At 44.1% G+C, this 24,483-nt stretch carries 23 protein-coding genes; 14 read left to right on the forward strand and 9 right to left on the reverse strand.

The features are described 5' to 3' along the window. Positions 1-94: 94 nt before the first annotated feature. The 5 genes from folK to yjgA all read left to right on the forward strand — a co-directional run bounded on the left by folK (position 95) and on the right by yjgA (position 4,138). The gene (gene folK / locus AB8P72_RS00665; protein ID WP_369958252.1) at positions 95-595 is read left to right on the forward strand and encodes a 2-amino-4-hydroxy-6-hydroxymethyldihydropteridine diphosphokinase; all 501 of its coding nucleotides are present in this window, start codon (positions 95-97) and stop codon (positions 593-595) included. A gap of 111 nt (positions 596-706) precedes the next feature. Further along, positions 707-1,507, forward strand: coding sequence for a 3-methyl-2-oxobutanoate hydroxymethyltransferase (panB, locus tag AB8P72_RS00670; protein WP_193029927.1), 801 nt, complete (start codon positions 707-709; stop codon positions 1,505-1,507). Positions 1,508-1,603: 96 nt separating this feature from the next. Then, on the forward strand, positions 1,604-2,506 hold the full coding sequence (gene panC, locus AB8P72_RS00675; RefSeq protein ID WP_193029928.1) for a pantoate--beta-alanine ligase: 903 nt from the start codon (positions 1,604-1,606) through the stop codon (positions 2,504-2,506). A gap of 41 nt (positions 2,507-2,547) precedes the next feature. Next, entirely contained in the window at positions 2,548-3,507 is a 960-nt protein-coding gene (gene rapZ / locus AB8P72_RS00680) for an RNase adapter RapZ (RefSeq protein ID WP_193029929.1), read from the forward strand. 118 nt (positions 3,508-3,625) lie between these two features. Next, positions 3,626-4,138 carry a ribosome biogenesis factor YjgA gene (gene yjgA, locus AB8P72_RS00685; protein WP_068407800.1) on the forward strand — a complete coding sequence of 171 codons (513 nt, stop codon included), beginning with the start codon at positions 3,626-3,628 and terminating at the stop codon, positions 4,136-4,138. 118 nt (positions 4,139-4,256) lie between these two features. Here the strand turns inward: yjgA and AB8P72_RS00690 are convergent, their stop codons facing one another. Then, positions 4,257-4,877 (reverse strand): thiol:disulfide interchange protein DsbA/DsbL, encoded by a 621-nt coding sequence (locus AB8P72_RS00690; RefSeq protein ID WP_068407799.1) that lies wholly within the window; start codon positions 4,875-4,877, stop codon positions 4,257-4,259. 454 nt (positions 4,878-5,331) lie between these two features. On the opposite strand from AB8P72_RS00690, the gene ubiG reads away from it, so the two are divergent. The 4 genes from ubiG to AB8P72_RS00710 all read left to right on the forward strand — a co-directional run bounded on the left by ubiG (position 5,332) and on the right by AB8P72_RS00710 (position 8,508). Next, positions 5,332-6,192: a bifunctional 2-polyprenyl-6-hydroxyphenol methylase/3-demethylubiquinol 3-O-methyltransferase UbiG gene (gene ubiG, locus AB8P72_RS00695; RefSeq protein ID WP_369957892.1), complete on the forward strand. Its 861-nt coding sequence runs from the start codon at positions 5,332-5,334 to the stop codon at positions 6,190-6,192. Positions 6,193-6,265: 73 nt separating this feature from the next. Then, positions 6,266-6,976, forward strand: coding sequence for an HAD family hydrolase (locus tag AB8P72_RS00700; protein WP_193029931.1), 711 nt, complete (start codon positions 6,266-6,268; stop codon positions 6,974-6,976). A gap of 94 nt (positions 6,977-7,070) precedes the next feature. Continuing rightward, a complete protein-coding gene (locus tag AB8P72_RS00705) occupies positions 7,071-7,907 on the forward strand; it encodes a YciK family oxidoreductase (protein ID WP_369957893.1) in 837 nt (278 codons plus the stop codon). Between the two features lie 334 nt (positions 7,908-8,241). Then, complete coding sequence (locus tag AB8P72_RS00710) at positions 8,242-8,508, forward strand: DksA/TraR family C4-type zinc finger protein (RefSeq protein WP_068407796.1); 267 nt, start codon at positions 8,242-8,244, stop codon at positions 8,506-8,508. Between the two features lie 114 nt (positions 8,509-8,622). Here AB8P72_RS00710 and ompR read toward each other — a convergent pair whose 3' ends face one another. Continuing rightward, positions 8,623-9,381 (reverse strand): two-component system response regulator OmpR, encoded by a 759-nt coding sequence (ompR, locus tag AB8P72_RS00715; RefSeq protein ID WP_068407795.1) that lies wholly within the window; start codon positions 9,379-9,381, stop codon positions 8,623-8,625. Positions 9,382-9,806: 425 nt separating this feature from the next. Between ompR and AB8P72_RS00720 the strand changes: the two genes are divergently transcribed. Beyond that, the gene (locus AB8P72_RS00720; RefSeq protein WP_369957894.1) at positions 9,807-12,371 is read left to right on the forward strand and encodes a Tex-like N-terminal domain-containing protein; all 2,565 of its coding nucleotides are present in this window, start codon (positions 9,807-9,809) and stop codon (positions 12,369-12,371) included. 103 nt (positions 12,372-12,474) lie between these two features. Here AB8P72_RS00720 and AB8P72_RS00725 read toward each other — a convergent pair whose 3' ends face one another. The 3 genes from AB8P72_RS00725 to AB8P72_RS00735 form a co-directional block, all read right to left on the reverse strand. After that, on the reverse strand, positions 12,475-12,957 hold the full coding sequence (locus AB8P72_RS00725) for a hypothetical protein (RefSeq protein WP_369957895.1): 483 nt from the start codon (positions 12,955-12,957) through the stop codon (positions 12,475-12,477). A gap of 444 nt (positions 12,958-13,401) precedes the next feature. Continuing rightward, positions 13,402-14,247 (reverse strand): hypothetical protein, encoded by an 846-nt coding sequence (locus AB8P72_RS00730; RefSeq protein ID WP_369957896.1) that lies wholly within the window; start codon positions 14,245-14,247, stop codon positions 13,402-13,404. Between the two features lie 374 nt (positions 14,248-14,621). Beyond that, a complete protein-coding gene (locus AB8P72_RS00735) occupies positions 14,622-15,935 on the reverse strand; it encodes a trans-acting enoyl reductase family protein (RefSeq protein ID WP_369957897.1) in 1,314 nt (437 codons plus the stop codon). A gap of 445 nt (positions 15,936-16,380) precedes the next feature. Between AB8P72_RS00735 and AB8P72_RS00740 the strand changes: the two genes are divergently transcribed. Further along, positions 16,381-16,536, forward strand: coding sequence for a DUF1328 domain-containing protein (locus AB8P72_RS00740; RefSeq protein ID WP_068407724.1), 156 nt, complete (start codon positions 16,381-16,383; stop codon positions 16,534-16,536). Positions 16,537-16,667: 131 nt separating this feature from the next. Here AB8P72_RS00740 and AB8P72_RS00745 read toward each other — a convergent pair whose 3' ends face one another. Together AB8P72_RS00745 and AB8P72_RS00750 are read right to left on the reverse strand one after the other, a co-directional pair. Beyond that, on the reverse strand, positions 16,668-16,961 hold the full coding sequence (locus tag AB8P72_RS00745; RefSeq protein ID WP_306495380.1) for a 4a-hydroxytetrahydrobiopterin dehydratase: 294 nt from the start codon (positions 16,959-16,961) through the stop codon (positions 16,668-16,670). Between the two features lie 295 nt (positions 16,962-17,256). Next, complete coding sequence (locus tag AB8P72_RS00750) at positions 17,257-17,547, reverse strand: GNAT family N-acetyltransferase (protein ID WP_369957898.1); 291 nt, start codon at positions 17,545-17,547, stop codon at positions 17,257-17,259. A 494-nt stretch (positions 17,548-18,041) separates the two neighbouring features. Between AB8P72_RS00750 and ettA the strand changes: the two genes are divergently transcribed. After that, on the forward strand, positions 18,042-19,703 hold the full coding sequence (gene ettA, locus AB8P72_RS00755) for an energy-dependent translational throttle protein EttA (RefSeq protein WP_369957899.1): 1,662 nt from the start codon (positions 18,042-18,044) through the stop codon (positions 19,701-19,703). Between the two features lie 113 nt (positions 19,704-19,816). On the opposite strand, the gene plsB is transcribed toward ettA, so the two are convergent. Beyond that, on the reverse strand, positions 19,817-22,525 hold the full coding sequence (gene plsB / locus AB8P72_RS00760; protein ID WP_369958253.1) for a glycerol-3-phosphate 1-O-acyltransferase PlsB: 2,709 nt from the start codon (positions 22,523-22,525) through the stop codon (positions 19,817-19,819). A gap of 380 nt (positions 22,526-22,905) precedes the next feature. Here plsB and ybaK point away from each other — a divergent pair, with 380 nt between their 5' ends. Together ybaK and AB8P72_RS00770 are read left to right on the forward strand one after the other, a co-directional pair. Beyond that, positions 22,906-23,394, forward strand: coding sequence for a Cys-tRNA(Pro) deacylase (gene ybaK / locus AB8P72_RS00765; protein WP_369957900.1), 489 nt, complete (start codon positions 22,906-22,908; stop codon positions 23,392-23,394). Between the two features lie 111 nt (positions 23,395-23,505). Next, positions 23,506-23,877 (forward strand): 5-carboxymethyl-2-hydroxymuconate Delta-isomerase, encoded by a 372-nt coding sequence (locus tag AB8P72_RS00770; RefSeq protein ID WP_369957901.1) that lies wholly within the window; start codon positions 23,506-23,508, stop codon positions 23,875-23,877. Between the two features lie 50 nt (positions 23,878-23,927). Here the strand turns inward: AB8P72_RS00770 and AB8P72_RS00775 are convergent, their stop codons facing one another. Further along, positions 23,928-24,407: a hypothetical protein gene (locus tag AB8P72_RS00775; RefSeq protein WP_369957902.1), complete on the reverse strand. Its 480-nt coding sequence runs from the start codon at positions 24,405-24,407 to the stop codon at positions 23,928-23,930. Positions 24,408-24,483: the final 76 nt, after the last annotated feature.

Below are 24,483 nucleotides of genomic sequence, written 5' to 3' on the forward strand. Positions count from 1 at the left end.
ACCGACTTTAAAGTACTAAAGCACAGTGAGAATTATGAACAGGCACTTTGAAGCTAGTAATGACAATGCCAATGACAATAAAAGTAGTAACGGTATGACTTGGGTTACTTGTTATGTTGGTTTAGGCAGCAATCTAGAAAACGAGCTAGGTTCGCCGGTAGAGCATTTACAGCAAGCCGTCGTAGCTATGCAAGAAAATAAGCAAATACGAGCGGTACGTGTGTCTTCTTTCTATGCTTCGGCGCCAATGGGACCGCAAGACCAGCCTGACTTTGTCAATGCGGTGGTAGGTTTTGAGACTACCTTAACTGCGTTTGAGCTGCTTGCATTTTGTCAATTGCTAGAGCAACAAGCCAAACGCGCTCGTCTGCGCCGCTGGGGTGAGCGCAGCCTTGATGTCGATATTTTATTGTATGGTGATATCGAAATCTCAGAGCCGCAATTAACGATACCGCACGCAGGTTTGCATGAGCGTAATTTTGTTTTGTTACCGCTACGAGAGTTGGCGCCAGAGTTAATCATTTTAAACAAACCAATAACGGATTATCCGCCCAGTGACGATTGGACGGGGCTGAAGCTATTAAAACTGAATTAACGCCTCTTTAGTGCCTCTGTAGAGTTATGAATAAGTTGGATGCTACGATAGTGGCTGTGCATTTTATTAAAATATCAAAAGCTATAAATAGTTAACCGCATTGAGGGTGATATGACAACGTTATCTACTTTAAATAAATTTAAAAAAGACGGTGTTAAATTCACCTGTCTGACCTGCTATGACGCCATGTTTGCGCGTATGATGGACAACGCGCAAATCGATACGATTTTGATTGGTGACAGTCTGGGCATGGTGGTACAGGGTCATGATTCAACCTTGCCAGTTAGCGTCGATGATATGGCTTATCATACGGCCAATATCGCCCGTAGTAATAAGCATGCGCTGATTTTAGCGGATTTGCCATTTATGAGTTATGTGACGCTAGCAGATGCGGTCGCCAATAGCCGCAAGCTGATGCAGGCGGGCGCGCATGTGATTAAGATTGAAGGCGGTCGTGAGCTTTGCGATTTGGTCAAAACCTTGGCGCAAGCAGGTACGCCGACTTGTGTGCATTTAGGACTGACGCCGCAATCTGTCAATGTCTTTGGTGGTTATAAAATCCAAGGGCGCGGTGATGCTGCGGCAGAAAAACTGTTAACTGATGCTAAAGCGGTCGTCGAGGCGGGTGCAGCGCTTTTGGTATTAGAATGTGTACCCGCTGAGCTTGCTAAAGCAGTTACAGAAGCCGTAGCTGTGCCGGTTATTGGGATTGGCGCTGGTGCTGCTACTGATGGTCAAGTTCTGGTCATGCATGACATGCTTGGTATGGTGCACGGCCGCGTGCCACGCTTTGTCCATGACTTTTTAACTGACGAGCGTAATAGCGCGGGTAGTATTGAAGGGGCTTTTGCGCTGTATCAGCAGTCGGTACGTGACGGCAGTTTTCCCACTGAGCAGCACCAATTTAGCTAGCTGTATTAAAGTAAATTGTATTAAAGTAAGTCGTATTTGATTTAATGATTTGACCATTATCAGTAGAACAAGCTGTCAGGATGAAACATAGTAACCATGCCAATTATTCATCATCACATCTCAGCACTGCGTAACGCTCTAAACCCTTATCGTGGTCAGCAAAATGGCAAGCAGCGTATTGCGTTAGTGCCAACGATGGGCAATCTACATGATGGCCATCTTGAGCTGGTCAAGCTTGCCAAGCAACATGCCGATATTGTCGTGGTGAGTATCTTTGTCAATCCTACCCAATTTGGCGTCGGTGAAGACTTTGATAGCTATCCTCGGACGTTAGATGAGGACGTTGCCAAACTTACTACCGTGAATGCCGATTACGTATTTGCGCCCAGTATTGATGAGATGTATCCGGTATTACCGCCACCAACGTCCGTTCGAGCAGGCGCAATCACCAGCCAGTTATGTGGCCAATCGCGTCCTAGTCATTTTGATGGTGTTGGTATTGTCGTCTCAAAGCTCTTTAATATCGTCCAGCCAGAAGTGGCCGTATTTGGGCAAAAAGACTATCAGCAGTTGGCCATTATTCAGCAGTTGGTGCGTGATTTAAGTTATCCGATTAAAATCATTGGCGCACCTATCGTACGGGCGGCTGATGGTTTAGCTTTGTCTTCGCGCAATCAGTATTTAACTGAAACTGAGCGCAATATCGCTCCTATACTTCATCAAGAATTACAGCTACTAGCCGATCAGCTAATGAATGGCGCGCATATCGAACAAGGGCCTGCGCATTTATTAGCAGCGGCTAGCGCGCGTATCACTGCTGCAGGTTTTATCATTGACTATTTAGAAGTTAAAACGGCGCAGCTTGATGCTTTAGAGATAAATGAAGAATCTGCAATTTCCGCTGGAAGCCAGCAAGATTTGGTGATTTTAGTTGCTGCTTGGTTGGGCCGTGCACGCTTGTTAGACAATCAGCTAGTGACGGTAACACTGCCGTCGTGAGCGCGGTAGTGGCTAGGCGCAATGTATAAGGATGACGGATCATGAGTACAACTAAGGACAATGAGCACGCCAAATCAAATAACGAGCAGACACAGACACATAAAGATGGTTTAAGTATCTTGGTGGTGTCAGGGCGCTCAGGCTCGGGCAAGACCTCTGTACTCAATATCCTAGAGGATTTGGGTTATTATTCTATTGATAATATGCCTTTGTCATTGGTTCCCGAGGCGGCGCAAAAGCTGGTTTGTGATAGCGGGATTAAACGCGTCGCCCTTGGGGTCGATATTCGCACTCCGCGTGCCGATTTGTCCAATTTTGCCGAAATACACGATACGTTAAAGCGGACGTATGGCGAAGAGGCGCTCACCGTCATTTATGTGACGGCGCAAGAGGATATCTTGGTGGCGCGCTTTAATGCCACTCGCCGCATTCATCCTTTGATGGTGCAAGATAGCAAAGGTATAGAAAATACCACTGATAATTTACCAGCGGCAATTGAAAAAGAAAACCAGCTTTTACAGCCGATATTTAGGCGTGCGGATCTTAAAATTGATACCAGTATGCTTAATATTCATCAGCTAAAAGAACGCCTGCGCGATTATGTTGGGGCCGACAATCAAATCGCCATTAACCTGTTATCCTTTGGTTTTAAATACGGCAGCCCAATCGATGCCGACTTTGTCTTTGATGTACGCATTTTGCCCAATCCGCATTGGAACCCAAAGCTACGCGCCGCGACGGGTCTTGATGCGGAAGTTGCTGAGTTTTTTGCTGATTATCCAGAGGTGGCAGAGATGACTGACGATATCGCTACATTTCTGACGCGCTGGTTGCCAGATTTTTTACATAATAATCGCCATACCGTGACGGTTGCGATTGGTTGCACCGGTGGTAAGCATCGCTCAGTATTTATTACCAAGCATTTGCAAGATAAATTGACTACCAGCCTGCCCGAAGGTTTGAGTATTACCGCTAAGCACCGCGAAAAACATCGTTGGTAAAGCTAGGCTAGTAATGCTAATTATTAATGGTTATTAGCTACGATGAATGCTCAAGCAATATAATCAGCAAGACGCAATAAACTCTATTATTTACTATCTCGAAAAATGGAAAGCTTTTATGATTGACTGGTCAGAACAGGATATGCGCGTCTCGCGCACAGAGCTCAAAAAAGCTCATGAGCGCTTACAGGCATTGTCGATACCGCTTGCCAGCTTATCGAAAAAACAGCTCAAAAACCTGCCAGCAAGTGATTATTTTATGGCGGAGCTGATGGCGCTTGCTGATATTACCAGTGCCAATGCGCGCAATCGTCAAACCAAACGGGTCGGTAAACTCATCAGTGAAGAAAACCGCCATGAATTGGTTAAAGCCTTGTTCGACGCTTTTTTTCCAAAAGAGCAGATTTCTAAAATCGAAAGCTGGATTGAGCGTTTAAATATCAATGATGAAGGTACGCTAAAGCAGTTTGTGAAACAGTACAAAGCCTCTGAGCGTAATAGTTTGTATCAGCTGCTGCTATGGATTGAATACGCCAAACATACACAAGACGATGAATTGATGGCGGAATCTAAAGAAGATTTGGCCAGTTATATTCGTGAAGTGGCGATATTGTCGCAGCTTAAAAGCTAATTAATAATAATGCTTATATTAATTTATAAACCATGACCTATAAAAAAGCCAATCGTTAAAGATTGGCTTTTTGCATTTTTATAAACGTTCATTTTCTTAATAATTCACACACTTTAAATTATTTTTTCTCGGCGCGTACTTTATCAACGAGATAATCAACCACTTTAGGAACAGTGGCGCTTTCACCAGTCACCACATACTTGCCATGGACGACTACTGCTGGTACGCCCGAAAGCTGATAACGCTTAGCACCAGCTTGTGAGCGACCAATTTTTGTGCCAACGGCAAATGAGTTATAAAGACTATTGAATTTCTTTTCATTCACCCCTTTAGATGCGTACCATTTGCTCAGTGACGCTTGGTCAAATAACTGTTTGCCGTCTTTATGCACCGCATCAAATAGGGCATCATGGGTTTTGTCTTCATAGCCAAGTAATTGCGCGGCGTAGAAACCACGGGCGCTGGCTTCCCAAACAGGGTTTAGCGCGGCTGGGGTTTTGAAAAATGCCACGTCTTTGTCTTTGGTTTTTGCCCATTTTTCCATATGTGGATTGAGGACGTTACAATGCGGGCAGCCATACCAAAAGAATTCACGCACAATGATAGCATCACCGCTGATTTTTTCTGGATTGTCTAGCACGCGGTAGTCTTTTCCTGCGACATAATTGGCGGCTTGTGCGCCCATATTGGCAAACCCAATAGCACAAGCCAAACCAGTCAATGCGATGATACGTTTCATACTTTTTCCTTGAGGTGTCGAGATTCAGAATAATTGTTTCAGAAGGTTCGATTCAGCAGTCATTTAGCGCATTTGTATAGAGGTCTCACAAGTTTAAGCGGCAATGCGTCGCCTAAATCACCCTTTTATAGACTACTGCCTATAATAGCGTAAAATGCCCATAGTTGTGAACCCGATTCTTAACTAACGGTTGTAAAGCTGTGAGCTATTATTTAAGGTATCTTACTTATGGTTTTGCGCTTATTTTATATCATAAAGTTCAGCCCGATCGTCAATCCAAAGTCGTTAAGCTGAGTTTTTTCAATTTAAAAATAACCGACACATAGCGCTATAACTTGCGCGTTTCACAAACGGTGACGATGTACTCACGACAAAGTTGCTGCTCTCATGCTAATATTGAGCGTAGCATCATACTTCCCGATAATAACTATAATGCCAATAAAGGAAAAATCCTATGAGCCAAGTTCCACCTTCTGCGCAGCCTGTGAATCATCAACAAAACCATCCTGCTGACCATGTTAGCGATGCTAGCATGGCTGCTAGCGAATTCAATCAAAACACGGCGATTAATGTCGATGCCAGCGAAGTAGAAAAATTCAACAATTTGGCGAGCGAGTGGTGGAATAAAAACGGCGCCTTTGCCACCTTACACGAAATCAATCCGCTACGCCTTAATTGGATAGAAGACAACGTCAAGCGCGGCTTTATGAGTGCTGATAGCAGTAAAACCGCAGAGATGGGCTTGGCGGGTAAAAAAGTTCTTGATGTCGGCTGCGGCGGCGGTATTTTGTCAGAATCTATGGCGCGACGCGGCGCTGATGTTACTGGTATTGACCTTGGCACAGAAAATCTCAAAGCGGCGGCCTTACATGCAGAGCAAAGCAATTTAGATGATACCTTGCATTATCAGCACATTCCGATTGAGCAATTGGCTGAAAGCCATGCCGGTGAGTTCGATGTGGTCACTTGTATGGAGATGCTCGAGCACGTACCAGACCCAACCGCCATCGTTGAGGCGTGCTTTAAGCTACTAGCGCCAGGCGGCGTTTGCGTGCTCTCGACCATTAACCGCAACCCTAAATCCTACCTATTTGCCATCGTTGGCGCTGAGTATGTATTGCGTCTGCTTGATCACGGTACCCATGATTACGCCAAATTTATCACCCCAGCGGAATTGGATAAAATGGCGCTCAATGCAGGCTTTAGCCGTCAAGATATCATTGGGCTGCATTATAATCCGTTGACCAAACGCTACTGGTTGGCGCAAAACGTCGATGTCAATTATATGATGGCGGTACAAAAACCGCTGTCGTAAATCGTTTTTATAAGTATTCCTTTTTAATCACTTTTTAAATCCATGTTTTAAATCAAAATTAAGAGCGCCTGTTATGAGTCAATTTGTAAAAGCTGTCTTGTTCGACCTTGATGGGACGTTAATCGACACTGCCGCCGATTTCGTCCGGATTATTGGTAAAATGAGCGGCGAGAATGATTGGCAAGCGCCACCTGAAGCCGAGATTCGTGAGCAAGTTTCCGCAGGCGCTTCGTCGATGGTACGCTTGATGCTGCGGCACAACGGCCAGCTTGAGGTTAGTGAAGAAGAGTTACTTGAGTTTCGTCAGCAGTTTTTAGACGATTATGAAGCCGATATATGCGTCGATAGCTGTGTTTTTAGCGAGCTTGAAGAAGTACTGCGTACCTTAGAGGATAAAGGCGTGCCGTGGGGAATTGTCACCAATAAGCCGCGCTATTTAGCAGAGCTTTTGCTAGAAACAATGCAGTTAGATGAGCGCTGCTCGGTACTGGTTTGTCCTGATGATGTATCACGCTCTAAGCCAGATCCAGAGCCGATGTATGTGGCCTTAGAAAAACTCGCTATCCCGCGCGGCGCTGCTGAAAGCGTGCTTTATATTGGCGACCATATACGCGATATTGAAGCGGGCAACGCCGCTGGTATGACGACCATTTTAGCCGCCTATGGTTATATCCCGCCTGAAGATCAAAAAAACTTAAAGAAATGGGGCGCTGACTACATTACCGACACTCCTAAAGAATTGAGTAAGCTTTTACTCTCTTCTGGTAAGTTTGACTATTTATAAAATAACTACTTATAAAGCAAATAAGCCATTCATTGAGATAGCTAATAAGCAACCTACCTATTAAATCATCAAATAATAAGCAGTGAGTAATGCCATGAGTGACAATACTAATCCGCCCACGCCGCAGCAAGCCAATCAAGCAGCTGCGCAAAACGCTGTACCCTCTGTATCGCACGATGATATTCGTAATTTTATACCGCCTGATAACTGCTTAGATGGTAAAACAATCTTAGTCACGGGTGCTGGTGATGGTATCGGCCGTGTTGCCGCCTTGAGCTATGCGCGCTATGGCGCAACGGTGTTATTGTTGGGGCGTACCAGTAGCAAACTTGAATATGTTTATGATGAAATCGAAAGCTTTGGCGGCAAGCAGCCTGCCATGCTACCGATGAATCTCGAAGGCGCGACTTATGCTGAGATGCAAACGCTAGAGAATCTGATAGCAAAAGAAGTCGGACAGCTCGATGGGGTATTGCACAATGCTGGCATGCTAGGTGCTTTGACGCCGCTTGAGATGTACGATGTCGATATGTTTGCTCAGGTGATGAAGGTCAATTTTACGTCTACCTTTATGCTCACCCAAGCGCTACTGCCATTACTTAAGGATGCCGCTCATGGTTCTATCGTCTTTACCTCTAGTAGCGTTGGCACCCATCCGCGCGCGTTTTGGGGTGCCTATGCACTGTCTAAGCAAGCGGTAGAAGGCATGAGTGATATCTTTACCCAAGAGACGCAAAATACCACCAATTTACGCTTCAATTGCATCAATCCTGGCGGCACCCGTACCAATATGCGCGCTCATGCTTTTCCCGGTGAAAATCCGATGAGCCTGAAAACGCCAGAAGATATTATGGGCGGTTATGTGTTTTTGATGAGTGATGAAAGCATCGGCGTGCGCGGTCAAGTGGTTGAGCTGCAACCAAAAGATTAATCATCATTTGCTATCTTATTGCCCATTATTTTTATCACTATTAGGGCGTGTCTTCATTTTAAAAATGGTGATAAAAATGAGATAAATTGCAGTCAAACAAGGAAAATAGCGCCGTTAATATCGGGATATTACCTAGCTATTTGATGAAGTTTGGCAAAATTTAGCCATTTTTAGCCCATTTAGATGTCCATCGATTGAATTGAAGACACGCCCTAATGGTGTTTATAAAAGCGTTTATTGATTGAAATAAGTGCCATATAACCCCATCTATTTGTTATTAAAGACTTTTATCAATTAAAGCCTAAATAGCATTAATAAAAAATAGGATACGATTATGGCAGGTGGCTGGTCAAGAGATGGAGCAGAACATGAGCAAATGGATGCAACGGTTAACGATGCGTTAGAGCGCGCACGGCGAGCACTGCCAACCGGTGAAAGCGCTGAGTTTTGCGATGAGTGTGGCAATCTCATTCCAGAAGCCCGGCGCATAGCGGTACCGGGTGTGCAGCACTGCGTTAGCTGTCAGTCTGAGCTTGAAAAAGAAGCAAAGGCAACTGAGCTATTTAATCGCCGCGGTAGTAAGGACAGTCAATTACGTTAGTTTTATGCATAAGGCATTAAATATTAAAGCAATAGTTAGAACCATAAAAAGCCCTGCACATTAATTGCAGGGCTTTTTTATGGCATTAAATAGTATCAACATTGAATGCTAAAGCTATTCACTTTTAGCCGCTTCAACTTCTGCTTCATCGGGTACGAATACATAGCCGACGCCCCAAACGGTTTGGATATAACGCGCCTGTGACGGATTATCCTCAATCAGGCGGCGCAAACGTGATACTTGCACATCGATAGAACGCTCCATCGCACCCCATTCACGACCGCGAGCAAGGTTCATCAATTTATCACGCGTCAACGGCTCACGCGGATGCTGCACCAAGGCCTTTAATACTGAAAATTCACCAGTCGTCAAAGTGACCACATTGCCATCACGTTTTAGGGTACGGGTCGATAAATCAAGCGTCCATGGTCCAAACTCAACCACTTCAAGTTGATGGCTTGGCGCACCCGGCAGCTCACGATTTTGGCGACGTAGTACCGCCTTGATACGTGCTAGTAGCTCTTTTGGGTTAAATGGCTTTGGCAAATAGTCATCAGCACCGGCTTCAAGGCCAGCGATACGATCGGCGTCTCCGCCTTTGGCCGTCAGCATGATAATTGGAATATCGCCATTATCTTCACGCAAACGCTTACAGATACTAATACCGTCTTCGCCTGGCAGCATCAAATCCAATACCACCAATGAGAACAGCTCACGTTGCATCAATTTGTCCATCTGATTGCCATCATGAGCGGTACGGACGACAAAACCATCGTCTTCTAGAAAACGTTGTAATAAAGAGCGCAAGCGAGCATCGTCATCAACGACCAAAATGCGCTGGTTTAAGGTGTCAGGGCTGTTGTTATCTGTCATACAGTCATCCTCTTATAAAAATTATTATTGGTAGAAATTGTGATTAAAAATACAAGGGTAAATATTTTTGTTAATAAAAATAGAATCCAGAAAAGCATCCATAAAGGTATCAATATTAGTGCTGCTAGCTAGAAATCATTCCATCGATTGCTAAAAATCAATAAATATAACAAACTATTGTTCAGTACAGTAGTAAACTGCAATATTTGTGCGATTGAGACTTTAGTGTATAAGATTGCTGTAATAATTGCATCAATGATAATGCTAAATGCTGTATGCGTTTGTTTAACAAGGCGCAAGAACGGGCGATATCAGACGATTTTTGCCAGAAAACAGGCGATAAATAACGAAAAGATAAAAAGGATTTTTATTCATGCAGCTTTTGCTATAATGCAAAACTACATTTCTCAACGATTGATACGTCTATGAGTAGCACTGATACCTTAACGCCATCTCAAACCTCGACAAATGCACAGGTTTTGGATGCAACCACACACGCGAATATTCACGACAAGCTTGCTCGCGCGCTTGGCATTAAGACTGCTCAAGTCAATGCGTTTGTCGAACTTTACGATGAAGGCGCGACCGTGCCTTTTATCGCCCGTTACCGTAAAGAAAAGACGCAGAATCTTGATGATGCGCAGCTGCGAGCTTTAGAGAAGTCGCTTAATTATGAGCGCGATATGGCAACCCGTCGCCTCAAAATCACCGAGCTGCTAAGCACACAGGGCAATTTGACTGACGAGCTGCAGACGCGTATTGATAATGCGACGTCGAAACTCGAGCTTGAAGACATCTACTTGCCATACCGTCCGCGGCGCCGCTCACCAGCGGCCAAAGCACGCGCCGCTGGTCTTGATGTGGCCGCACAAGCGCTGTTAACACAAGAGATTACACCGACAGAGGCGCTTGCCGATTATCAAGCACAATCTAGCATTACCGATGACAGTGGTAATGAGATTGAAGTTGACTTCAGCGATATCGACAAGCAATTGGCAGGCGTACAAGCCATCATCGTTGATGAATGGACGCAAGCGTTAGACTTACTCGATAATCTACGCAGTGGCTTTGCGAAAACGGCGAGTATCGTATCGAGCGTTGCTAGTGAAGAAAAACGCGAAGTTGGCGAGAAGTTCAAAGATTACTTTGAACATAGTGAAAGCTTGGCGCGTCTGCCAAATCATCGTCTATTAGCGATGCTTCGCGGTCGCCAAGAAAACGTTTTAGGTCTTAAAATCGAAGGCGAAGACGCGCCATTTATCGAAAAAATCATCAAGCACTTTGAGGTTGATGCCAAAGCGCCAGCAGAACGTCAAGAGTTTTTAACAGAAGCCGCGACCAGTTTATGGAAAGAAAAATGGCGTCCGCATATTGAGCATCGTTTATTGACAGAAAAACGTCTGACCGCTGAAGCCGATGCCATTGATGTATTTGCCAATAATTTACAGCATTTACTTATGGCAGCGCCTGCTGGCCGTAAGGTGATTCTAGGCGTTGATCCGGGTATCCGCCATGGCGTTAAAATGGCGATTGTTGATACCCAAGGCCATGTCATGCTAGATGGCGAAGAAAAGCCTGTCGTCGCCACCGTTTATCCGTTTGCCCCCGATAATAAGATGGATGAAGCCAAAAAAGTCATCGATGAATTATTAAGCACTTATGGCGTTGATTTGGTCGCTATCGGCAACGGTACGGCGAGCCGCGAAACAGACGCGATGATTAAAGAGATTTTGGCGGCCAACGCTGAGTTAAAAGCCAAAGCCGTAATCGTTAATGAATCAGGCGCTTCTGTTTATTCGGCAAGTGAGCTTGCTAGTGACGAGCTTGCCAATTTAGATGTATCGGTACGCGGTGCGGTTTCTATTGCCCGTCGCTTGCAAGACCCGCTATCAGAATTGGTTAAAGTTGACCCAAAAGCGATTGGCGTTGGTCAATATCAGCATGATGTCAACCAAACCCAGTTGGCAGATAGCCTAGATAAAGTTACCCAAGACAGCGTAAACGCCGTTGGTGTTGATGTAAATACCGCAAGTCCTGCTATTTTGGCGCACATTGCGGGTTTGAATAAAAATGTCGCCCAGCAAATCGTCACCTATCGTAAAGAGCACGGCGCCTTTGATAACCGTGAAGCATTGAAAAACGTACCACGCTTAGGGGTAAAAACCTTTGAGCAAGCGGCAGGTTTCTTACGCGTCCACGGCGGTAGCAATCCCCTTGATGCGACAGGCGTGCATCCAGAAAGCTATGCGTTGGTTGACAGCTTACTTGAGCAAACCGGTAAAGCATTACCAGAAGTTATCGGTAACGATGGCGTGTTAAACAGCATCGATACCACTGCGCTGGCTGCAAATGATGATAATATCAGTGTCAAAGCCATCATCGAAGAGCTTGCCAAGCCTGCACGTGATCCGCGCCCTGAGTTTAAAACGGCTAACTTCCGTGAAGACGTTAATAGTATTAAAGACTTAAGCGAGGGCATGCAGCTTGAAGGTGTTGTTACCAACGTGACAGCTTTTGGTTGCTTCGTTGATGTCGGCGTCCACCAAGATGGTCTTGTGCATATCTCACAGATGGCCAATGATTTCGTCGCTGACCCGATGAACCGCGTTAAGCCCGGTGATATCGTCTCGGTACGTGTGATTTCTATCGACGAAAAACGTGGCCGTATCGGCTTTAGTATGAAGCCTGAGTCTGAAAAACCCGTACGCCCAGCTGCGAAGTCAGTTGCAGAAGGTAAGGGTAATGACGATAAGACTAGCCGTCCACGTAGCAATCATTCGAATAGCAACCGTCCAAGTAATAGCCGTCCAGTGGCTGATAAGCGTTCGTCAAAACCACGTGGCAATCGTCAAGATAAAGATAATGCCAACAACCGTCGTAAAGCACCTAGAGCGGAGAAAGCAGCAGCACCTAATAAAGAAGCACCTAATAAAATAGGTACGCTTGGCGCGCTGTTGCAGGAAGCTGGCGTTACTAAAACTAAAAAATAATATTTATCATAATGATTAACCAAAAAAGGCAGCCAGATGGCTGCCTTTTTTATTGAGAATATATTGGAGGATTCTCTTTAAAATTGGTTTTGCTATTTATGTTTTATAGCGCTTGCGTCGGCTCGGCATCTTCTTCAGTCTCTAATGATGCTTCTTCTTGTAGAGCTGCTTCCTCATCTAGCATAGCTTGCTGCAAATCTTGTTGTTGCATCGCTGCTTCATCATCTTGTATGGCTTGTTGCTGCATTGCAGCTTCTGGATTTTGCATTGCGGCTTGTTGCGCCTGCATGTCTTCTTGCATGGTATTTTGAATTGTCGCTTGCTCAGATTGTAGCTCAGTAGTCATTGGCTGTTTGTTAGCAAGATTATTAACCTGTGCTCTTTTGATCGTTTGAGTTTCGCTTAATTGAAATGGATTAGATTGATCGGTTGCGGCTTCATTTGTAGGAGTGCCTTCAGCTTCGAGGGTGGTTGCAGTGGCTGCATCTTCTACTGCTTCGCTATCAGTAGGGGCTGCCATAGCCAAACTTGGGATAGTGAGCGCTGCGCCCATAAGTAACGATAAAGATAGAGTACTTTTTTTCATTAATCCATTCCTTAATTTACAATCTTATAATGTCAGTTTAAGGGGTTTTAAACTTGACGCTTATATTGAGTATTGTTGTATAAAACAAAATTGCTATACCAATTTATTTAGTATTTCGCATTTATATATTTAATATGTCTAACATTAAACCTATAGACAAAATAAAATCATGATAACCATTGAACGATTATCATGATTGATTTGGTTAGAGAGTTTTATAAGCTGAACTGGGTCAGTGATAAAAATCTAATAGGAGAATAGCAACTAAATAAGCATGGGTTCAGTAGCACATCGATTAAAACTCTCACAGAGCGGTGTTTGTAAGTGAGTTTGTGCAACTATTGTAGCGTTATTGTCAGGCTCGACAAAAGGAAAGCAAAATGTCTTTTTTGCTTTCCTTTCTAATTTTAAAGACCGTATGGTTAATACTCAATTATCAACATTCTATTCAACAATCACATATTTACCGGTTGTTGGATTGACCACGCGTTGCTGGGTATTATTGTCCGGCACGCGAATCACAGGGAAGGTTTGACTGATTTCTGTATCTTCAAGGACGCTGCTATCTGCTTCTTCACCAACGATGACGGCGCGATTAGCTCCATCTTCTACCGCAATTGCTGTACCACTTGCGGTATTAACGCGTTTAATTTGGTCTTCCGGCGCAATGATGACTTCTTTTACACGATACTTAGCAGGGCGGATAACGCGGGTAGTTTCGACAACGACTGGCTCCATACTGCGCTCTTCAGTGATGGCAACTTGAGGTTCTGGCGCTGGCGCTTCAGTTTCTTTAGCGTCGCTGACAACAGGGGTGGGGAATTTGGCGCCAAAGTGGTTATCGCACTGCTGCATGCTGAGACGTACCGGATTACCGGCTTTGTCCATATAGACGTTGACGGGCATATCAGCAGCGATAGGTACGTATTTACCCACTAAAGGACCTGAGACACCATAGCGGCCGTTTGACTGTCCAACGCCCAAATCACAAGCCCCGGCTGAATAATCACTGGCTTGTAAATTATTACTATTGACCACGGCTTGAGGAATCATAACCTCAGACAAACGCATCTTTTTAATCGACGCTTCGCCTGCCTGCATTTTTGGTTTTTGGTAAGTATAAGGCGTATAAAATTTCGCCGAACCGTCTTTGACCGCCATGACACATTCATCGTAGCTGTCATAACCAACGTTACCATGGTTATCAGTCGTCATACCAGCGTTGGCGGTACTCGCAAACATGGCGACACCGGATGTCAAAACTGCGGCTGTTAATACATTTAATTTCATAGTCATTCCCTCTTAGTTGTTATTAATGTAGTTATTGTTAATATGTTTCTTTGGGCTTGTTGAACTTAGGCTTGGTCTATAAAATCCGTGCCATAACCTGTTTAATCCTACGTGAGTTATAGCAATATGGCTGTGACATTAGTCTGGGAATGTGTAGCTTAATGTATTGAAAAAGGGCAAAGGGGCAACATCGTTTACCAAAGAAATACGCTTTTATCGTTTATTAACATTTGTCTAAAACTTGAAGAGTAACGAGGTAAAGAATATAAGCAATAAAAAAACCGCCTCTTGCTACCAAGAAGCGGTCGTTACTGGCTTAGTTAAAGTCATACTCAATGAGCTAAATCTTGTTTTAATCTTAACTATAGTTACTATTAATCTTCTACTACTTCAAAGCTGAGACCAGAATGTTCTTCTAAACGTTCAATTAAGCGATCACCCATCGCCGAAGCAGGCGTCCAAAAACCACCGCCGATATCGTCTTTACTGATATCTTGCGCGAGACATAAAGCTGCCTGTGCCAACATACGCGAGGTGCTGCCATAACCAGGGTCTTTATCGCCAGTCACTTTGGTTTTGATGGTGTCGTTATTGGCAGTTTCACCAAACAAGCGAATATCAAAGTAGCCGTTTTCTTGCTCTTCTTTAGAAGGACCTGAGCCAGATTTAGGCAGCACATGTTTAGATAACAGCTCGCGACTTGGTTTAATCATCATCGCCGTGGCAAATCCCATTAAACCTGCGCTCATCGCGTAGCTTGATAATTTACCTTTTACGCCGTCTTTCATCCACATCGCTTCGTCATACTTAAAGTCGCGACCATATTCATAGCCAAGCAGTTGGTTACTGCGATGCACAATGCGAGTATTGATGCTGGCCATGACAAAGGGTGCCAGCCAGCGTTTGTGCTTGTCATCGTATTCTGGCTTGCTGACATTATCTTGGCGCACGTTTGGTGCATCTTTGTCGTCGTTGAGCAAATAAGGGTTTGCCACTTGCTTACGGCGTGATTTGTCTTGACCGACTTCTTCAAAAATCGTCGCCATCGACGCAATCGTGCCGCCAGATAAACCACCTTTTGCCGCTTTGACGCGCATATGAATCACATCACAAGCGCGACCGAATTTTTCTTGTGCTTGCTGCTGAGTAAAGTAAACGCCCAAATCCGACGGAATAGAGTCAAAGCCGCATGAATTGACGATACGCGCGCCGCTTTGCTTGGCGGCGTCCTGATATTTATCCATCATATCTTTGATGAATATCGCTTCGCCAGTCAGATCGACATAATCGGTACCATTATTAGCGCAAGATTTAATCAATGGCTCGCCGTATTTTAGGTAAGGGCCAACGGTTGAGATAATAACTTGGGCTTGTTTGGTCATCTTATCGAGGCTAGCAGCATCGTTACTATCAGCAATGATAATATCGACTTTGCTGGTAAGCTTAGACTGTAGCTCATTGAGCTTTTCTTCGTCACGGCCCGCTATCGCCCACGTGACATTCTCGTCATTTTTATCTTTAGCGTTCGATAAAAATTCTGTTAAATAATGCGCCGTAATCTGACCCACAAAACTGGTTGCACCGTACAAAACTACCGCGTAAGGACGCTTCTCACTAGGGTTTGCAGGCTCTTGATTTGTTGATGTTTGTTTTGATGTCGCTGTATCGTTTGAGGTTTCCGTATTCATAGTTATTTTCCTTATTAAATAGCGATTATTGTGAAATTGCTAAATAGCTGTTTTTGTTCATTATGCAACTGACATTAGATATGGAATCTGCAGAAAGTAGCAGATTTAGGTTTATAGCAGATTTTGTCATAAAAATGAGCGAATTTAAGTAACTATTCACTATCTCTACACATAAGTCTTGAAAAGCCAAGTAAAAACTTAGGAATGGTAAGATTTACTACAAAGTTTACATAACCTATCGACATTATTACCAAAATGAACGTTCTTCAGAGAAAATCATTGCTAATCTATATTCGTACGCAGTAATAAGTTGTATCAAAACAAAAAGAAGATTTTCAGGAAGAAAAGAGTGCAGTGGTAAAACGGTTGATTGATAAATAGGTTATTAATAACCAAAACTGCTAGCTGTATATCTAGTTTCTAACCATAATTTGAGGAGAATATTATGTTTCGTTGGGCTATTATTTTTGCGGTAATCGCGTTGATTGCAAGTTTCCTAGGTTTTGGCGGTGTCGCTGGTCTATCGGCAAACTTTGCTTATATCCTACTAGCCATTGCTGTGATTCTATTCATTGTCGCATTTGTTAGTCGCCGTATGTAATAGAGAACAGTGACTGCTTAGGTCGTAATTTTCCATATTGGTAATAAGAAAAAGTCCTCGATTGAGGACTTTTTTTATAGCTAAAATTTGATTATTTTGATTACTTTTGGTACCAAACGTCTTATGCGGTTCTAGAAAGTTTTAGGCTGGATAATATGTTCCATACGTTTTGCAAGGCGAATATCTAGACTTGTGATACCACCCGTATCATGCGTGGTCAGGCGTACATCGACAATGTTATAAGTATTGCTCCACTCAGGATGATGTTCGAGCGCTTCGGCATAAAAAGCGGCTTGATTCATAAAGCTCATCGCTTCAATAAAATCGCTGAAATGATAGCTTTTGACGATACTATTGCCGTCGCGCCGCCAGCCAGCCAAGTCTTCCAATTGTAAGTCGATTTGTTGGTTAGATAAACTACTCATGGTGATATCCTTTATTATTATTAGGGAGGGTTATCGGTTTGCTGCTTTCTATTCCACTTTACATATCTTCTCTTGCCCAATGTCAGGACAAAAAGCACATAGGACAAAAAACCCACCTAATTCTGATTGTCTTTATTACATCATTGCAAGCAAAAATATAATAATTATCGTCAGATAAATAGGAGGGTAGTCGTACGTTTTAGCGCTTAAACCAAGATAAGGCTTTTATAGCATAATTACTACTATATAGTTACTACTATAAAGCTTTATCTATCATTGGCTTGTTTTGTTAAGCTTAAAGCAACCCTTTATATTCAGGGTATTTATCAATATATGAGGCGACAAACGAGCACTGTGGCACCACTTTTTTATTATTATCCTGCGCGTAGTTTAAAGCATGCTTAACCAGTGCAGACCCAACACCGCGACCACCCAATTCTTGTGGCACGATGGTATGGTCGTATACCAGTTGATCGCCGCGCTCTTGATAGCTGATATAACCCGTATGACCATTGATTGACGTTTCAAAACGCTTGGCTTGCTCATTGTGAACGATGTCTAAATTCTGTTTGTCGTTATTACTCATAAAGATTCTCCAATTATTGATATTTATAATTATTCCTAGCGGTTGATAAACTGGCTATTCTTGAATATTGATTATTTAGGCATTAGTTATTAAATAGCTATCATACGCATGATCTGCTTAGTGTTAACCTTTTATGGTACTTATTGTGAGCTTTTTTAAATGAATTTTCTAGTCATTTACCGTAAGGCTAGATAGGGCGAATGTTAATAGCCTTACTTTAATTCAAACGTCACGACATGAGTTTGTAAGGCGTGATTTCGCATAAAGGTATTGGCAGAGAAAGCTACTAAAACAGACAGCTAAGCGTAAAAAGTCTGCAAAAAAAGTTAAAAGGCATATAAAGACAGGTAAAACAGTCCGTTAGCTTGCAGGGGTTGCGCCACAATGCGATAATGGTAAACAATTTATAACCCTGATTTTTGAGGCGCAGCCCGTTTGGCATGATTGCTAAGTCTGGTTTGCACGTCTCGTCTATGCAGTCTATCGGAGTGTTAATGGCTCAATATATCTACACGATGAACAACGTGTCAAAACTTGTTCCACCTAAGCGCGAGATTTTAAAAAACATCAATCTGTCGTTTTTTCCTGGCGCCAAAATCGGTGTTTTAGGTATTAACGGTTCAGGTAAATCAACTTTGCTACGTATCATGGCGGGCGTGGATAAAGACTTTAGCGGCGAAGCGCGCGCGCAAGCAGGTACGAAGGTTGGTTATCTACCGCAGGAACCACAGCTTGATGACAGTAAAGATGTCCGCGGCAACGTCGAAGATGGTATGCGTGAAGCTTTAGATGCACTGTCACGCCTCGATGCCATTTATGCCGAATATGCTGAACCTGATGCCGACTTTGATAAGCTTGCCGAAGAACAAGGCAAAATGGAAGACATCATTCAAGCATGGGATGCGCATAATTTAAATACCCAGCTAGAAAAAGCTGCTGATGCTTTGCGTCTACCACCATGGGATGCAGACGTCAGCAAATTATCAGGTGGTGAAAAACGCCGCGTGGCACTTTGCCGTCTGCTGTTATCACGCCCTGATATGCTGTTACTTGACGAACCGACCAACCATTTGGACGCTGAATCGGTTGCTTGGCTTGAGCAGTTCCTACAGAACTACAGCGGTACCATCGTCGCCATTACCCATGACCGTTATTTCTTGGATAACGTTGCTCAGTGGATTTTGGAGCTTGACCGTGGCCATGGCTATCCGTACGAAGGCAACTATACTGAGTGGCTCGAGCAAAAGAACGTCCGTCTAGAGCAGCAAAATAAACAAGAAGAATCGTTTGCTAAAGCGCTGAAAAAAGAGCTTGAGTGGATTCGTAAAAACCAAAAAGGTCAGCAAGCCAAGTCTAAATCACGCGTGCAGCGTTTTGAGGAATTGAACTCAAAAGAGTTCCAGCAGCGTAATGAGACCTCTGAGATTTATATTCCACCAGGTCCACGTTTGGGTAATAAAGTCATCGAAGTCAACGATATCTCTAAATCGTTTGGCGATCGTCTGCTGTATGAAAACTTAAGCTTTAACGTCCCAGCGGGCGCTATCGTTGGTATTATCGGTCCAAACGGTGCGGGTAAAACCACGCTATTTAACATGATTACCGAACGTGATACGCCAGATACCGGCTCAGTCGATTTGGGTGAAAGTGTCAAAGTCGCTTATGTCGGACAGGTACGTGATAACTTAGATGACAAAAAGACTGTTTGGGAAGAAGTCTCTGACGGCCTAGATATCATCAAAGTTGGCGACTATGAAACCCCAAGCCGCGCTTATATTGGCCGTTTTAACTTTAAAGGTTCAGACCAACAAAAGCACGTCGGTCAATTATCAGGTGGTGAGCGTAACCGCTTGCAACTTGCTAAGACACTAAAACAGGGCGCTAACGTCTTGCTCCTCGATGAACCATCAAACGATTTGGATATCGAAACCTTACGTGCGCTAGAGGATGCCATTCAAGTATTCCCCGGTACGGTAATGGTAGTGTCGCATGATCGCTGGTTCCTTGACCGTATCGCGACCCATATTTTGGCATTCGAAGATGAAGGCCCAATTTGGTTCGATGGTAACTATTCTGAGTTTGAAACTTATCGTAAAAAGACCATGGGTGATGACGCCAGTCCTAAACGCATGAAGTATAAAAAGATTTCTACCTAGAATCTTTGCTAAAAACTTTGTTTGTCATAAGTATTTTTGGACAATAATTTTAGATATAAAAAAAGACCTCTAATCTATTAGAGGTCTTTTTTATGTTCAGCTTTTACGTTGCTTTATGAACGCTTACGGCCAAACTTACGCTGTTTTTTATTGCTAATCTCAGTAATGGCGTGGGCAATTTCTTCTTCGTTGAGGCTCGCCACTTGCTGCAAGATTTGCATCATATCAGGGCTAAGGACATATTTAGCATGGTGGGCAATATTATCGATGCGCTGATCAAAGGTTAAGATGCCAGTTTCTTCGTCTTTTTGCAGATAATCAAGACGAATCAAAGCACCGATAAAGCTGGTAAATAGCGCACGGTCAAAGAAATCAGGAATATCATCAGCATACAGGACTGACAAACGCTGACCGAGCAAATGACAGAGGTCAACGACTTCGTTTTCGGTTAGGTTGCCTGAGCCTTGCTGCGCAAGTAGGGCAAGGGTCATAAAGTAACGCTCAAGGCTTTGTTCGACTGGGGTCGCAAGCACTTGTAGCTGCTGATAGCATTTACTATTGGTCTCAGGGACGCTTAGCATACCGTCGCTTAATTCTACAATCAGGCCACTTGCAAGCAGGCTATCGACTTTTTTATTCAGCGTCTCTTGAAGACCATGGGCTGAATAATAGAGGAACAGCTCGCTTTGTAAAAAGGGATATAACTGCTCGGCGATACTATTGAGACGGCTGCGTTCAATGCGTCCGTTACGTGCTACTAGAGCTGACAAGAAAGACAATAAAATAAACACATGCAGGATATTATTGCGGAAATAGCTCAGTAGCGCCGCCTGTTTGCCAGCAACTTGAATAATATCACCCAAGATATGCGGTATGCGTTCGATAAGTTTTAGCTTAATACCGTAATCGATGATTTGCTGCGGCGTCATATCGGTGATAATCGTATCATCAGAGTAAGGTAGGTGCTGAGCCAGACCTTGGTAAAGGGCGATTTGCTCACGGCAAATATCTTCATCAAGCGCCGCCTTTGGTGCGGATAATAATACCAATGACAATAACGACACTGGAGTGATGACCGCTGCTTTATTGATATGCTGCATGACTTTGACGCCGATATTATCTACCATGGCGCTGGTTTTATCATCGAGTGGCGTGTCGGTACGATCGGCAGGTAAGCTGTTGGCTGGCACATCGAATTTTTGCATAAAGTCGCTAAGATGCAACGGCGTACCAAAGCTTAAATGCACATTACCAAAGATACGCTCAATCTTGCGCCCAACTTTTAGGAGACCGATTAGCGATTCTGACTCTTTTGGCTTGCCTTTTAGCTCGCCCACATAGGTGCCGCCTTCCATGATGCGCTCGTAACCGATATAGGTCGGTATAAACACCACAGGTTTATTGGTCCGGCGTAATTGGCTATGTACCGTCATCGCCAGCATACCCATTTTCGGTGGCAGCAGTCGCCCTGAACGCGAGCGTCCGCCTTCGATAAAGTACTCAATCGGGGTATTACGGGTAATCAGCGTGTGCATATATTCACGCAGTACCGCAGTATATAGCGCGTTGCCACGGAAGCTACGACGAATGTAAAAGGCAACCGCGCCGCGCAATAATGGCCCCAGTACTGGTACATCCAAGTTATCACCTGCGGCAACATAAGGAATGCTTAAGCCGCGCATATAAATGACGTAGGACAGCAGCAAGTAGTCGACATGACTGCGGTGACAAGGCACATAAATAAGCTCATAATCAGCGGCCAGCTCACGTACCCGCTCAAAGTGATGCACTTCTACGCCATCATAAAGCTGCGTCCACAACCACGTCAGGAACTTATAAAAGCCGCGCACGATAGAGTGTGAGTAATCATTGACCATTTCATTGGCGTAGCCTTTGGCTAACATACGCGCTTCCCGCACACTGGTGCCTGACGCCGCCGCTTCTGCTTCTATTGCATGTTTGATAGCGGGCGAATAAACCAATTTGTCGACCAAATTACGTCTGTCTGACAAGTCGGGGCCGAGCATGCTGGCGCGCTGTTTATCCAAATAAATATTAAGCTGCTGTTGTAATGAGCGTACCAGCTCACGATTGCCATCGGCTGACGCAACCATGGCAAAGCTTGGCGCTATATCATTTACCTTATTAGCATCGTTTGCCGTATCAGCGTTATCAGCTTGTGCGGCGTTTTTTGCGGTATTGGTTTCGCTAGCAACAGAATCAAAGACAGAGAATCCTTCGCCATCACCTTTTAAGCTGTCATGGATAAGGGTGCGTAAATCCTGCGGCGGATGGAACTGGACAAAGGTATCACGTCCCATCACCCCGATATTAAATAGCTGCTTGGTGATGCTAGGATCTTCCCAGTTATCGGCGGTCAACAATTTAAATAACGAGTCTTCTTTTTCTGGCGCGCGTCCCCACAGGATCGACACTGGCACCAAACGCACTTGTAATTCTGGATGTTGTAAGACCGCGGCAACCAGACGCGATAGGCGAGGTGACAACTGGCTGTCTTTGGCATGCGGGTGATGTAAAAAGATAATGGCGGCATTTTCTTTAACATCATGAGTAATATCTTGCACGCCGACCAAAGCGGGCGGCAGATTATGCTCTTGCGTCTGTAGGTCAATCAAAATACTGTTGGAGCGCGAATAATCTTGCAGCACATAAAACCTAAGGATATTGTCGTCATCGTCGAATTCTGGCAACTCGCCCAAAAGCTTTGGCTTCACAGCGACATCAAGCAGCTGACCCGACAGCTTGCGATAAAGCTGGTTAATCGGCGCATTGGCATAAAGGGTTGATGCAACCGGCAACATCTCAGCCTCGAATTCTGGGATTGAGGTTGTATGGTCAGTTGCGACGGGCGCTTTAAAAATCCGTTTTTTTAAGAACTTCGGTATCATAATCAGTATCAAAATTAGTCAAATATGGTGAGCTTATGATGCCATAAAAGCCATCAAAGCGATATATAGTGTCTGTATATACTGCCAATATTAATCTCATAACGGCATAGAGTACTGGTTTAAATGCCAGAGAATATTTGACGAGCCAACCGTTAAAAGGCGAAATTATTTAAAGTCAGAGGTAGAAAAACCTGCGATTTCGCGCAATACTGTATGGCATTAAATCAAAATATTTACATTCAAATCTATCTGGAATTTTATCTTTTAACTTCATTATTCTAAGCCAAAATATTATGACCCCTGCTATCGAACTTGCCAAACAGCACAGCCTTGACTATAAGTTGCATGAATATACTCACGACAGCGCCGCCGCCTCTTTCGGACTAGAAGCAGTAGAAAAACTGGGCATTACTGCCGAGCGTGTGTTTAAAACCTTGGTGGTGACAACCGACGCAGGCGCGCTGGCCGTGGCGATTTTGCCGGTCGATCAAACGCTAAATTTTAAAAAAGTGGCGAAAGCTTTATCGAGCAATAAAATGCTGGCCTGTAAAAAAGTACAAATGGCTGAGCCTAAATTGGTCGAACGGTCGACGGGTTATGTGCTTGGCGGCGTTAGCCCATTGGGGCAAAAAAAGCGCCTACCGACGCTTATCCATGCCGCCGCGCAACAGCAAGCAACTATCTATGTGAGTGGCGGTCGCCGAGGTCTAGAGATTGAGTTGCCACCCGAGCAATTAGCGACCACGCTTGACGCACGCTTTGCAGATATCATCGATGATTAGTATTTAAGGAAAATTTTACACGCCGTTTATTCTGCGCTTTTGTTATTTGCTCTCAATAGTGTTTGCGCTGCTTATTAGCAGAATTGCTATTTTTAAATAAGGATGTTACCCATGCCGCATTTAACCATTCAAGTGACGCCAAACGTCACGATTACTCATGAAGAATCATTTCTAAAAGCGTTAAATCAAGCGCTATGGGACAGTGGGCACTTTGGCAAACCTACTGATATCAAAGCCCGTATTGTACCGATTGAGACGTTTTTGGTTGGCGTGGAAGATGACGAGCAGCGCAACGGCTTTGTTTATGCCCATCTAAAAATTATGAGCGGCCGTGACGAAGTCATACGCCATCAACTCGCTGAATTATTGACAGCTGCTATAGAAGAGCGTTTGCATGCACAGCAATCAGGACGCGCTGACATCCAAATCTGCGTCGAAGTAGAAGAAATCAGCGCGATTTATCATAAAAAAATGCTGAGCTAAACGCTAGGCTCAATTGTTTATAAAAGTGATTTATAAAAATGACAGACCAGCTATTTATCTGCACATAAGGACTTACTGGCAAACTTAGGCAGTACCATCACCTCAGCCTTATAACCAGCGGTTTTACCATGAGTCGCCATCAAATTGCGGGCGATACGTAAGCGATATTCGCCAGTTGCGGGTAGGCAGCCTTGATAAATAATCCCGCCTTTGGTGCCATCATATTTACCATTTGGCATGTGCAGGACGCCGACATTAGCAGTCTCAGACGTACCAGTAAGTGGCGCAATATTAATAACGGCGTATTGCGCAGCGGCGGCATTAAAGCGGTACCAGCGCTCCTCTTCGTTAGGTTTTAATTTACCCGTAACCACGCTACTAATAGCGCCTTTGGCAAAATGAATGGGGGTATCGCTAGTTTTAGCCAGCGCGCTACTGGCACCAACGCTGATTAATGCGGCACTCAATAATAGCGTTTTTAGCGCTCGTGTACTTGATAAAGCGGTTCTGTTATTAATCGACAACATCATTGCTTCCTTATTAAAATATATTTTATCAGCTGTCTATTATTTGCATGTCTATTACTTGATGACTATGGTTCTAGTA

This window comes from Psychrobacter sp. CLB018 (assembly GCF_041222815.1).
GTDB lineage: Bacteria > Pseudomonadota > Gammaproteobacteria > Pseudomonadales > Moraxellaceae > Psychrobacter > Psychrobacter faecalis.